Raw genomic sequence first — 11,652 nt, 5'->3', positions numbered from 1 at the left:
TGTAGGAAAGGAGGAATTTTAAATTCCGCCGTCCGCTTCCGCAATCAATTCCGTCAGCTGAGCTTGTAGGTTTTGAGCTTTTTGCGCAGGGTATTGCGATTAATCCCGAGGATTTCCGCCGCTTTGCATTGATTGCTTTTGACGTGACGCATGACGATCTCGAGCAGCGGCTTTTCCACTTCAGCGATGACCATGTCGTACACGCCAGAGGTTTTCTCCCCATTGAGGTCGTTGAAATAGCGATCCAGCGACTGCTTTACGCAGGCGGAGAGCGGTGCTTTGCGCTCCTTGGTCATGCCGCCAACTCCGTGAGCGGAGCCGGCCGGCCGGCTGTTCCGCTGCAGCCCAGGGCCCGATGCCGGGTCGTATCCTGGGCGTCGAAAAATTCACGCACCATTTCGACCTGTGCCGCGCGCGATTCGACCTGATTCACGCGGTGGCGGAAGGCGGCGCCGTCACGCAGACCTTTGCTGTACCACGAGATGTGCTTGCGTGCCATGCGCACACCGCTGAATTCGCCGTAGAACGCGTAGAGATTTTCGAGGTGGGCCAGCAGCGTGTCGCGCACCTCCGCAACCGGTGGCGGCGGGTGCTTGGCGCCCGCGGCCAGGTAGTGCGCGATTTCCCTGAAAATCCAGGGATTTCCCTGGGCGGCGCGCCCGATCATCAGTCCGTCGGCGCCCGTGCGTTGCAGCACCTCGGCCGCCTTTTCGGGCGATGTGATGTCGCCGTTGGCGATCACCGGGATGGAGACCGCGGCCTTGATGGCGGCAATGGTGTCGTATTCGGCCTCGCCCTGGAAGGCGTCGGCACGCGTGCGCCCGTGCACCGCCAGCGCCTGGATACCGCAGGCCTCGGCGAGGCGCGCGATGGCCGCGCCGTTCCGGTTCGCGCGATCCCAGCCGGTGCGGATCTTGAGCGTTACGGGCACATCGACGCTTTTCACCACCGCTTGCAGGATTTCGGCGACCAGTTTTTCGTTCTGCATCAGCGCCGAGCCGGCGTAAACGCGGCAAATCTTTTTGGCCGGACAACCCATGTTGATGTCAATGATCTGCGCGCCGTGATCGGTGTTGTAACGCGCGGCCTGCGCCATCATGGAAGGATCGGCGCCGACGATCTGCACCGCGCGCGGCGCTGCTTCGCCCGTGTGATCGGCGCGGCGCCTGGTTTTTTCACTGCCCCACAGCAGGGAATTGGACGAAACCATCTCCGAGGCGGCCATGCCCGCGCCGAGCTCGCGGCACAAGCGGCGGAAGGGCCTGTCAGTGACACCGGCCATGGGCGCGAGGAACAGATTATTTTTCAATTTATATTGCCCGATTCTCATGATCGGATTTCTCTACCTTGAACGACGGGGGGACGCAATCTTAACCAGAAACTCCGAGTACAGGGAAGAGGGTATTCGATGAACGGCAAAAAATATTTTTTGAAGCTTAGACATAAATTCGAAAATCAAAACATGACGATGATAAGACAGGATTATTTCATTCAAATGCCGATTAAACCGAAAAAAATGACTAACGTGCGCAAGAAAATTCATTTCAAATGATTGTTTTCCGAGCGCAAGTATTATTTCGCATGGTGCAAGCATCGACTCGTCAGGGTGTGACCAGGCGAATCTCGTAACCGAACGCTTTTCCTTCGGGATTCGTGATATCGAGCAATGCATTGGCGATGACGTTCAAGGACATATCGCTCACGGCCGGTGTTTCAAGATATTGCGCGGGGAAAAAGATGCGCCGCGCGAGCAGGGTCCCGGTGTTGTTGGTGAGACCGACCTCCATCGCCGGATAAGGCTGGGGGAAATCGGCGCGGTTCACCAGCGTGGCCCGTATGCGCAGGGCGTTTTCGTATTTCGGATGGGGCGCAATAGTGGTTTTCAGCAGTTCAATTCGACCGATGTCCCGCAGCGGCCGGAGTTCACAGCCGGCATAGCCGCAAAATTTCGCCACCCACGGCCGCCATGAGGGATCGACGGCCAGTTCATTGCGGTAAAAATACACCGACTGACCGGCGAGCAGTGTCAGCAGCGCGAGGATTCCGAGCATCCAGAAAAACGCGCGCCAGAATGAACGGGGTTGGACCAGCACCGGCAACTCGGTAACGATCGGAATCGCGGCATCCTCGTCCGGCGGCGCCGTTTCGGCCCCGATCTTCCGGCGCCGGCGGGTCGCGGTGGACTTGTTTCTCCCGGAGCGTTTGCGTTTGGCGGTCGGGGCAGCGACCTTCTCCGTCTCGGCGTTGTCGGCAGGTTGGCCAACGTCGGACAACGACTGAATCAGATTCTTATCGGCGCGAAAAATGGCCGAGCAGATGCCGCAACGGACCAGGCCGCTGCGCACTTCAAGCTGCGCCAGCGTGATCTTGAATGTCGTCTGACAAGCGGGACACCGGGCGTACATTTGATATGAGCTTAGGGAAGCTCTGATTAATGTGCAAACAGTCCGGCCGGCGCAAGCCGCACATATATAAGTTTGTGACATCGTAATCTTGCGCCGGAACAACGGATCGGGACTTAATCAGAGCTTCCCTTAGCCGGGATCGGCCGGTTTGCGCCCCGTGAGCAATACCCACTTCGAGCGCTCGTGCGCCGTCAATGGAAAGGGGGGGTCGTAGCGCGCACGCACTTCCCCCTCCTGACCGGCCTGCAGACCGGACAGCGCCAGCATACCACCCGGGCGGACGCGTGACGTGATCTCCGCGGCGAGCTCCATCAGCGTTCCCGAGAAAATATTGGCCACCACCATGTCCGCTTGAAACCTTGCCGGCAGCCGGTCGGCATGCATGATTTCCAATCCGCAGTGAATACCGTTGCGCGCGGCGTTCGCGCGTGTCACCTCGAGCGCCGTGGCATCCATGTCCACCGCGCATGCGGACGCGGCGCCGAGCCGGAGCGCGGCGATGGCGAGAATTCCCGAGCCGCAACCGTAATCGAGCACGGTCTTGCCCGCGAGCGGTTGTTCCGACAGCCATGCGAGGCACATCGCCGTGGTCGGATGCTCACCGGTGCCGAAGGCCAGTCCCGGATCGAGGATGATGTTAATCGCCGTCGGTTCCGGCGGCGTGCACCAGCTCGGCACGACCCACAGATGACGGCCGACGTTCAGCGGGTGGTAGTGCGCCATCCATGAATGCGCCCAGTCCTCGTCGCCGAGTTGCTCGATTTGATGCAGTGGCGCTTCCGCAAGGCCCAGCCACTCGCGAACCCGCGCGAGGATATCCTCGGTATTCACGTCCGCCGGAAACAAACCGATGACGCGGACCTGCGACCACAGCGGATTTTTGTCCCAATGGGTTTCATATAATGGCTGGTTGGCGGCGTCTTCCAGCGTCACCGCGATCGCGCCCCATACCTCGAGCGCGTCCGCGAGCGGCTGGGCGCGCGCGTCATCGACAAGCAGTTTCAGTTTGAGCCACGGCATAAGTCGGACGGTCAGACGATCACGGCTAGCGACTCGCTTCGAATAAATAATGGGAGGAGCGGCACGATGAAATTGACATTCCAGATTTTAGGGGAGTACAGTACTGCCTGCACAAAAAATAGGCACATAATAATTAAGCGAATAATAAGCAAACTCTTCGCTAGTCGTTAAATATAAATGACAATTTGGGTCCGGTCCGGCATCGGAGGTTGGACATGTTAGCCCATGATGCTCTTCCCCTGACGCTGTTTCGCGCGCGAGCAAAGGCCGCGAGGCGCCGTTCTGCCTACCGGCAACCGCAATGACTATTGCAACCAATTTCGCTGTGCCGCAGCAATTGGCGCTGCTCGGTTACGTCACGCTCATAATATTTGCGACCGGCAGTAGCGCGGTGCGGGCGGCGCATTCGACGTGCGCCCTCATGCAATCGATTCCCGGCGGCGAGGCGGCGGCCGAAGCGGTCATTTTGAATCATTTGAAGGCGCAACCGCCTACGACCTTTTCAGGCAAGGTCAAGGTCGGCGAGGTTTTGAACCAGCCTGTCAAAGTCAACGTGAACGTGACGATCAAGGATCCGAAAGACGTGGACTTGAAGTGCTCAAAGTCAAACTTTAGCTACAAGTTCGGAATCAAGGCCAGAGTCTCCGGGAAAGCCGGCAGCGACACGCACCAGGGAACGGGTCGGATCGGTGGGCATTACACCGTGACCCTGGCCCCGAACCAGGGAACGGTATGCGTGACTAACCTGCGCCTCGACGGTCTCAACCTGGCGGGCGTGAATAACCACGTTGATAATTGGATTCGCGCGAAAATAAATTCCAGTGGATTAGTGGCCAACTTTCCATGCCAGCACATTCCCCTCCCGTGACACGGAACGCGCGCCAACAGGAAATCCAGCCCGAACCAAAAAAACACTTTTAGAGAGCGAACAAAAAACCATGAATCACAACATTAACTCGGAGACATGCGATGATTACGACAAAATCGGGAAGTAGCGTCAAACGGGTTCTTTGCGGCTTCATGCTCGCGCTGTGTCTTGCAGGCATCGGCGCCGGGACTGTCGAAGCGGCAGGCGACAAGCCGCTCACCAAATCATCAAAACCGTCCTGTTCGAAAGCATGCAAAAATATCAAGGTGACGCAGGGTGACGGTTCAACCGTGCAATGTGGCAGTCCGGCACAGGGAGGACCCGCTGGATGCATGTGCAAGTGTGGCGACTCAGTGGTGTCCACGACTCCGAAATAGGCAGCCGGTTGTCGTTGATATTAACTTCAATTGAAAACGCTTCCGTAGCGCGGTAGTTCATAGAACTGGAATGTTGTCGTACCAATACATCGTGGAGACCACAACATGAATCGGTTGGCTCGTGCTTTCAGTGTCATCGCGATTATTTTTGTAACAGGTGGGCTGTTTCTCCCAAAGGCTGCTTCACCGAATGCCGCGTGCTGCGCTGTCACGACTATCGCCCAGAATGGGCTGATCACCGCCAAGGAGGCCAAGGGCGCGCGCACGTTTCAGTTCCGGGTGGCCGATCCGGCGCAGCGAAGCAAGCTGCGCGTCGGCGCGCCGGTGTATGCCAACTTCGATACCAAGCAGGTATCGCTGGACGGAAAAAAGACTTGCTGCACCATCCTGAAAATCTCCACGGCCGCGAAACAACCGGTGCCCGGCACGGCACCGGCGGCGCCAAAAAACAAGCCGGGCGGAACGACAACGCCAACCAGGCAGACAACGACGGTCCAAGTCCCCAAGGTCGACGTCACCGCCTCTGAAGGGAGCACGGCGACGGCCATTCGCGGGAAGCCGGCGACATCCACCAAAGCCGAAACACAAGCTGCGTCCGGGACGACGCAGGTTGGCTCCCAGACGCAGGCGCTCAACCCCGAAATCATGGCGTTGCGGACTTCTTCCGACCTCGTGGTCAAGGACCTCGCATTCAACGGCTTGGGAGAGATCACCTTCAACCTGGTCAACCGAGGCGAAGTCGGCATTAATGTGCCGGCGAAGCAGGGCAGCGCGGTGAAAATGGCAGCACCGGCGCCTCCCTCGGGTCCGCCGATCTCGATCGATATCTGGATGGGAACGAGCAAGATAACGGTTCAGCAGCCGAGCATGGGTGGGAAACAAACGAAGAATTTCAAGGTGCCGATACCTTCCAACTACTCCAAACCCAAGTGCTTGGAGACGCGCAATCTCAAGGTCGTCGTCGATCCGCAGAATCAGGTCAAGGAGCTTCATGACGACAATAACGTCGCCGAGGCGCCTAACAGCGGGCGTCCCTGCCCGGACCTGGCGATCAAGAGCATCAAGCGGGACTACTCGGGCCTCTTGAAAGAGACCTACACGCCCAAAGTGACGATCATCAATCAGGGCAACGCTCCGTCGCCGTCGACTCAGGTGTGGGGCACGTCGCTTCCTGGCGGGGTCTGGCCCGTGACCGGGTGGCCCGAGCTTGTCCCGACCCACACGATACCGGCCCTGGCTCCCGGCCAGACCACGAGTTTCCACATCGGTGGCAGCGTCGTCTCGGCCAACCACACCGCCATCCGCATCATTCTTGACCGCCATTTCCAAATTGAGGAATCCAACGAGAGCAACAATTTCAAGGACGAGAGGCTCTAAAGGGGCCAGATCTTTAGATTACGGAGCGCGGCGAGAAGATTCACGCCGCGCTCCGGTTTTCGGAGCAAGCCGAGGAACTGAATGCCTTGGAAAGGAGATGCTGCAAGTCGATCCACGTGATGTCAGCGACCAGGCCAGCGTCCTGGCGCTCACCTGAATCATGAAGAGGAGAACGACCATGAAGATCACCATGCCTCAGCGGATATCACCCAAGCATTCGGTAGCGACGACAACCGGCCTCTGTACGGTTTTGGCCGCGGCGCTCCAATGGCACGCCGTAAGGACAGGTATTGTGGCCGGACTCACGCTGTTTTGGCTGGCCTTCCTGCCGCCCGCCCAGGCGGCTGAGCCCGAGCACAACGTGACGAACATCGCCAAAGACGGCCTGGTCACCGCCCGGGAGATCCGCGGCACGCGCACGTTTCAGTTCCGGGTGGCCGATCCGGCGCTGCGAAGCCGACTGCGCGTCGGCGCGCCGGTGTATGTCAACTTCGATACCAAGCAGGTATCGCTGGACGGGAAAAAGTCTTGCTGCACCATCCTGAAAATCTCCACGGCCGCGAAACAAGCCGTGCCCGGAACCACCCCGGCAGCCCCGGCCTCCGCGCCACCGACCCAGTCGCGCGCAGCGCAGCTGACTGGTAATGTGACCGCGGCGACGCCGCGGCCGCTGGCGACGCATCCGCAGGGGCAGCAGATGATGAGCCAGGCGGCGCAGAACGCGGCGCTGTTGGATCTCAACTTCCAGTTCCTGAACAAGTCGTACAAGAACGACGTCTACGTCAGGGACCCCTTAGGCAAAAAACATCGCGTCTCGTGCGTGCGCTTCAAGTCGACGAGCGGTTTCCGCTTCAAAGTGGACCCGCCCGCCTTCACCCTGACCAGCCAAGGGCTGACGGTCGAGCAGAACATCTCGAAGCTCACCGCCGACGGACTGACGGTGAAGGTGCAGCTCGGACCCTGCGCCGACATCGCCGCCGGCATGGGCGTGCGCTTATCCGATATCAAGCTCGTCTACAAGGCCAAGCCGATGATCACGTTCGATCAGAACCAGCTCTGCAGGGTGAGTTGGAGCCGAGATACTGACGAACTGCGCGTCGCGATCGGTGACATGAACATCACCGGCGTGCAGAATGACATCGACAAGCTGGCGAAAGACGCCGTACGCGAAGCCCTCAACGCGGTTTTCGACGCGTACTTCGGCGGCAAGCTGCGCGGCGAGCTTACCAAGGTCTCCGTGAATGTGTGCGGCGGCGGCAAGTCAGGAAAATGAGTCATTCCCAATGGGACTCGGTGAGATGAGACGTCCGCGAGCCAAGGAGGGATGTATGCGGAAGTCCCTTGCCGCTGTACGCTTGAGTTGACCGCCCCGGTGCCGTGCTCGAGCGATCGATTCAGTCCTTGATTAAGTTATCGCCCGCGCTGCTTGCGGTGTTGTTGCTGGTCGGATCCGCCTCCGACACTACCGACACCGCTTGAGGGAATCCCGGTGGAGCGCTGTTGCGGGACTGATGCAAGGCCGCAAATCATGATAGAGAGGAGACATGATGAAGAGGATATTGGAAGTACGACACAGCAGGCAACATATTCATTGAAACGACTATCTACCGCAATCCGCATATTACTCATTAGGAGAAATATTAATTATGAATCGCAATCATGAGTGGGAACTAAAAACAATGGGCGAACGCCGCCCTATGAATGTTAAACAAATTCTTCTGGGCCTGGTGCTAGCCATCGGCTTTGCCGGCATCGCCAGTGAAGCCGTGGAAGCGGCAGGAGACAAGCCGCCTATGAAGACCGGTAAGCCTGCGGCGGATCAGAGCTGCAAGCAGTTCTGCGCGAGCATCACGATCCGCAAGCCCGACGGGAGCTATTGCCAAAACATCGTGGCGGTCGAGAAGAGCGGCGGATTCTGCGAGTGCCAATGTCACGATAACTACAATCCGGACAAGAAGAGAAAGAAGCTTAAATGAGATTTGTCTTGATGTTCCGGGCAGCGCTAACACTGGCCGAGGCAGTATCTGAATAAATCAAAGAAGCTGAAAAAGTTAAGTTAAATGTGGTGCCGCGAAATGAAGGTCAGGCTGAGGACGGCGCGGTAATCTTAAATCGCAGTCTCAGCCGGGGAAGGACTTGTCATCTACCAACCAGCGAGGAACGTTATGTTTGCCACCAGGATAATCAAAACCAGTATCACCGTGCTCGCGCTCGCGCTACTCGTGAGTTGCGGCAAGAAAGAAGAGAAAGTACCCGCGGCGGCCCAGCCTCAATCCACGCAGGCGGCCAAGCTGATCGACGAAACGAAGCGCAATGCCGAAGCGCTCAAGGCTCAGCAAGCCGGTCCTGGGGCGGCGGCGGTGCCGTATTCCCAGTTGCCTGGCCTGCTGGATCAGCTTGCCAGCCACATGGAGGCGCGAGCTCAGGCGCGCCAACAAGGGGCGGACACAACCCAAGCCGATACCCAGATCGCCGACGATGTGACGCAACTGCAGGAAATCCAGAACAACATGGCGGCATTCCAACCGGAGGCCGAAAAAAAACCGGCCTTGGATCGACTGAGCGAGAATTTGACGAAGGTTATTGATATCGTGCGCCAAGGGCAAGATCTGAAGACCACCGTGAAATCTATCAAGGGAGGGAGCGAAATCCAGCCTGGGGCAACCAAGGATGAATATCCGTCGCAAGGTGACTTCACGCAGAGTAGTGATACGTTAGTAGCGGCCACCGAGGCGTCGACCCCGGCCGCGACGCCTCAAGAGACACCGGCAGCCCCGTTGGCACAGACCCAAACTGCTGCGGCCGAACAGGCCCAACCAATGGTCAAGCAAGCTCCCGCAATCTCCCCCAGCTCGTGTTGTTCGGTTGTTCCCAATCCGACAATGAAAGGCCGCTTAGGGCGTCTTGTGGTTACCTATCCCGCGGGGACCAAAGCGGGCGCGCGCATCGGTGTGTCCAAAGGAGACGCGGAAGCCACGTCCGGTTACGGCGACAAAGCTTTTGAGCTGCTTCCCGGCAGCTATACGGTGATTATTTCCGGCAAGCGGGTGGACAACGTGACGGTTCAATCCGGTCATGACACGAAGGTGAAGGTCGGTGTGCTGCGGGTGACCGCACCCGGCGGTACCCGGATAGGCGTGCTGGATAAGGACGGCAAGACCGAACTCACATCCGGCTACGGTAACAAGGAATTCGGCCTCCCGATCGGCACGGTGTATGTGAGTGTCGCCGGCCAGTCGGAGGCGGTCGCGATTAAGGAAGGACAAATCACGGATTTCTAAAACGTAAGAGTTTTTCGATTTAGCACCGGCTTGCCGGCGTAAGTCTTAGGTCCGGTAAACGCTTTTAAAGTGGTTGTCATCGATGCCGAGGGTTTGACGATCACGGTGTGCGTCCAAAAGGCCGGCAACACCTTCAAGTTCAAGGTGAACGATCAAAGGTTGTTGAAGGCCATCAAAGTTGGGGACGCGGGCCAGTCTGGGGCGAGTTGATCGCACGGTCGTGCCATAAGCAGCCCGCGGCCAAGACAACTCTCATCTGGCATTGGGTGCCACACCGACAATGTTCAACGCAATCGTCAGGAGTTTATTCATGAAGCAACAGAACCGGTTTTTCTTGCATCTCATGGCGGCGCTTAGCATCAGCACGGGGGCCGTGGCTGCGCAGCCGGCAGCGGCTGCGGATATCAATGCGCTGCTCGCGCGCGCCGCCGCGGCGGACAAAGGCGGTGACCACGCGGCAACCATCAAGGCGCTGGAGGAGGCGCTTGAAACGGTGCGGGTGGCGGCGCCGCTGACCGTGAAGCCCTTTATTCTGGTGAATCAACCTGCCAAGTTCTACGGTGACTTCGCTCCGCGCGCCAATGCGGTCTTCAGAGGCGGTGAGGCACAACAGTTTTACCTGGAGCCGAAGAATCTCGTCTACCCGCGGACGGCGACAGGCACCTACGAGCCCGCATTCGAAGTCGACCTTCGGATTCTGACCGCTGCCGGCAAGGTTCTGGTGAGTCAGGACCGCTTCGGGTCATTCCGCCTGCCGACCAAGAGCGCGGTCCAGGACCTCTTTCTCAACCTCAAAGTCACGCTGACCGGCGCGCCACCCGGCGAGTATGGCGTTCGTTTTGTCGTGCGCGATCTGAACTCGAAGAAAACGGCAACGGTGACTCAGCCGATCACCTTGAAATAGAAATTCGACTCCCGGCCTGCGGTCCGGGCCGGAGTATCACAAGTTTCATGCACGCACCGATCATGGCGTCAAACGCGTTAGACGCGGTTCTCCTGATCTTTGATTCTGACGCCAAGCTGAAAAAATTCATGCAGTGGTCGCCGCCGTGAACTTGGCGGCGAGTGATAAATAACCAATGGTGAATTATCAGAATGGCTTTCACCAAGGACAACAAGCGCTGGACTCTAAGCCAATCGCTCGCAATGCCGCGACAAGCGTCTTCGCTCCAAGGACTTTCGTGGGATATGAAGAATCAGCGCCTGTCCCTCATCGGCCCGGCGGTTTTTTTCCGGCTCACAGCCGGATGGGTTCACGATCGACGTGTCCCGAAGGGCGGGAGAGAGCTTGAGAAGATCCGTCGCGCCATGCGGAGGGTCGACGCACAATCGAAATATACGGCGGCGGGACACCTACTCGGATGAAGCTCTGGGGCAAAGTCGCGAGCGGCATCGCGCTGGTCATGGCGGCAGCGATGGTCGTGATTGCCGTCGTCGTGCCGGAGGCGCAATGGGAGTCGCTTGCGGCGGCCGCTATCTTATTTGTAATCGCGCTATTCGGGGTTCCCGCGCTCGTCCGGCTCTTCTCGTCGTTCACCGGCGACGAGGAGGTGCTCGTCAATGGAATGCCAGGCTCCGCAACAATCACTGCGCTTAAACCCACGCGCTGGCGCTACAACCGCTACTATCCCATCGTAAGGTTCGCGCTCAGCGTGGAGGCGCGCGGCATGGCCTATACGGTCGAGATCAAGCAGGCCGTCGATCCGGAGCTGCTTCAGCGACTCGTGCCAGGGACCATGTTGAAGGTCCGCGTCGATCGCGAGAACCATAAAAAAGTCGTCATCGACTGGCGCGGGGAGATTCCCGATTCCAATGATGCGGCTGTCGCCGCATCGGGAGCGCAGACTGCCACGGAAACCCCGTCCCGGTTTAGCCGGACCGCGCGCAAGACGACACTGGCTACGGTGGGCGCCATCTTTGTTTTTCTTAGCCTGGTTTTCGCCGCACTGGCTTTCGAGGAGTGGCACTACGCCAGTCAAGGCGTGATCGTTCAAGGGACCGCGACTGGCGTTACGAGCCAAGGTAAGTGGGCATATCGATTCACCACGCGCGAGGGGCGCGGTCTGGAAGGCGCAAGTGAAGTTCTGCACGGCACGTCGTCCAAGTTGCAAGCGGGCGGCTTCGTCGAGGTGCAATACTTGCGCGACGCGCCCGAAACCAACCGCATTCCCGGGCAAAGGGCACAGTATTCGGTGTGGAGGAACATGACCCTAGTCGCTTTCATCACAGGCTTGGTGCTTCTGCTGATCGGCCGGCGGCGGCGTAAGGTTTCGGCAAATCCGTGAGTGATATGAAAGCCGTTGTCGCTGCTTTTTGGACACATC

At 58.6% G+C, this 11,652-nt stretch carries 11 protein-coding genes; 7 read left to right on the top strand and 4 right to left on the bottom strand.

Features of this window, described 5'->3' with window-relative positions; all coding sequences use genetic code 11:
• Positions 1–53: 53 nt before the first annotated feature.
• The 4 genes from fis to prmA form a co-directional block, all read right to left on the bottom strand.
• Positions 54–296, bottom strand: coding sequence for a DNA-binding transcriptional regulator Fis (fis, locus tag WD823_RS08580; RefSeq protein WP_368429077.1), 243 nt, complete (start codon positions 294–296; stop codon positions 54–56).
• Complete coding sequence (gene dusB, locus WD823_RS08575; RefSeq protein ID WP_368429076.1) at positions 293–1,330, bottom strand: tRNA dihydrouridine synthase DusB; 1,038 nt, start codon at positions 1,328–1,330, stop codon at positions 293–295. Before dusB ends, fis begins: the two co-directional genes overlap by 4 nt.
• Positions 1,331–1,601: 271 nt before the next feature.
• Positions 1,602–2,405, bottom strand: coding sequence for a zinc-ribbon and DUF3426 domain-containing protein (locus WD823_RS08570; protein ID WP_368429075.1), 804 nt, complete (start codon positions 2,403–2,405; stop codon positions 1,602–1,604).
• 129 nt (positions 2,406–2,534) lie between these two features.
• Positions 2,535–3,425 carry a 50S ribosomal protein L11 methyltransferase gene (gene prmA / locus WD823_RS08565; protein WP_368429074.1) on the bottom strand — a complete coding sequence of 297 codons (891 nt, stop codon included), beginning with the start codon at positions 3,423–3,425 and terminating at the stop codon, positions 2,535–2,537.
• Positions 3,426–3,726: 301 nt separating this feature from the next.
• Here prmA and WD823_RS08560 point away from each other — a divergent pair, with 301 nt between their 5' ends.
• The 7 genes from WD823_RS08560 (at position 3,727) to WD823_RS08530 (ending at position 11,613) form a co-directional block, all read left to right on the top strand.
• Complete coding sequence (locus tag WD823_RS08560) at positions 3,727–4,293, top strand: hypothetical protein (RefSeq protein ID WP_368429073.1); 567 nt, start codon at positions 3,727–3,729, stop codon at positions 4,291–4,293.
• Between the two features lie 482 nt (positions 4,294–4,775).
• Positions 4,776–6,047 (top strand): CARDB domain-containing protein, encoded by a 1,272-nt coding sequence (locus tag WD823_RS08555; protein WP_368429072.1) that lies wholly within the window; start codon positions 4,776–4,778, stop codon positions 6,045–6,047.
• A gap of 178 nt (positions 6,048–6,225) precedes the next feature.
• Positions 6,226–7,320 (top strand): hypothetical protein, encoded by a 1,095-nt coding sequence (locus WD823_RS08550; protein ID WP_368429071.1) that lies wholly within the window; start codon positions 6,226–6,228, stop codon positions 7,318–7,320.
• 373 nt (positions 7,321–7,693) lie between these two features.
• Positions 7,694–8,023: a hypothetical protein gene (locus WD823_RS08545; RefSeq protein WP_368429070.1), complete on the top strand. Its 330-nt coding sequence runs from the start codon at positions 7,694–7,696 to the stop codon at positions 8,021–8,023.
• A gap of 225 nt (positions 8,024–8,248) precedes the next feature.
• The gene (locus WD823_RS08540; RefSeq protein ID WP_368429069.1) at positions 8,249–9,328 is read left to right on the top strand and encodes a hypothetical protein; all 1,080 of its coding nucleotides are present in this window, start codon (positions 8,249–8,251) and stop codon (positions 9,326–9,328) included.
• Between the two features lie 310 nt (positions 9,329–9,638).
• Positions 9,639–10,232, top strand: coding sequence for a hypothetical protein (locus WD823_RS08535; RefSeq protein ID WP_368429068.1), 594 nt, complete (start codon positions 9,639–9,641; stop codon positions 10,230–10,232).
• Positions 10,233–10,689: 457 nt separating this feature from the next.
• Positions 10,690–11,613, top strand: a complete 924-nt coding sequence (locus tag WD823_RS08530; protein ID WP_368429067.1) for a DUF3592 domain-containing protein — start codon at positions 10,690–10,692, stop codon at positions 11,611–11,613.
• Positions 11,614–11,652: the final 39 nt, after the last annotated feature.

The organism is Sulfuricaulis sp. (assembly GCF_040901545.1).
Taxonomy (GTDB): domain Bacteria; phylum Pseudomonadota; class Gammaproteobacteria; order Acidiferrobacterales; family Sulfurifustaceae; genus Sulfuricaulis.
The sequence above is the reverse complement of the archived record's forward strand: the minus strand, read 5'-3'. Positions and strand labels throughout refer to the sequence as shown.

Coding starts and splice junctions, on each gene's coding strand:
- prmA (WP_368429074.1), bottom strand. CDS start 3,425: ATGCCGTGGCTCAAACTGAAACTGCTTGTCGATGACGCGCGCGCCCAG.
- WD823_RS08560 (WP_368429073.1), top strand. CDS start 3,727: ATGACTATTGCAACCAATTTCGCTGTGCCGCAGCAATTGGCGCTGCTC.
- WD823_RS08535 (WP_368429068.1), top strand. CDS start 9,639: ATGAAGCAACAGAACCGGTTTTTCTTGCATCTCATGGCGGCGCTTAGC.
- WD823_RS08530 (WP_368429067.1), top strand. CDS start 10,690: ATGAAGCTCTGGGGCAAAGTCGCGAGCGGCATCGCGCTGGTCATGGCG.
- WD823_RS08545 (WP_368429070.1), top strand. CDS start 7,694: ATGAATCGCAATCATGAGTGGGAACTAAAAACAATGGGCGAACGCCGC.
- WD823_RS08550 (WP_368429071.1), top strand. CDS start 6,226: ATGAAGATCACCATGCCTCAGCGGATATCACCCAAGCATTCGGTAGCG.
- WD823_RS08555 (WP_368429072.1), top strand. CDS start 4,776: ATGAATCGGTTGGCTCGTGCTTTCAGTGTCATCGCGATTATTTTTGTA.
- fis (WP_368429077.1), bottom strand. CDS start 296: ATGACCAAGGAGCGCAAAGCACCGCTCTCCGCCTGCGTAAAGCAGTCG.
- WD823_RS08570 (WP_368429075.1), bottom strand. CDS start 2,405: ATGTACGCCCGGTGTCCCGCTTGTCAGACGACATTCAAGATCACGCTG.
- dusB (WP_368429076.1), bottom strand. CDS start 1,330: ATGAGAATCGGGCAATATAAATTGAAAAATAATCTGTTCCTCGCGCCC.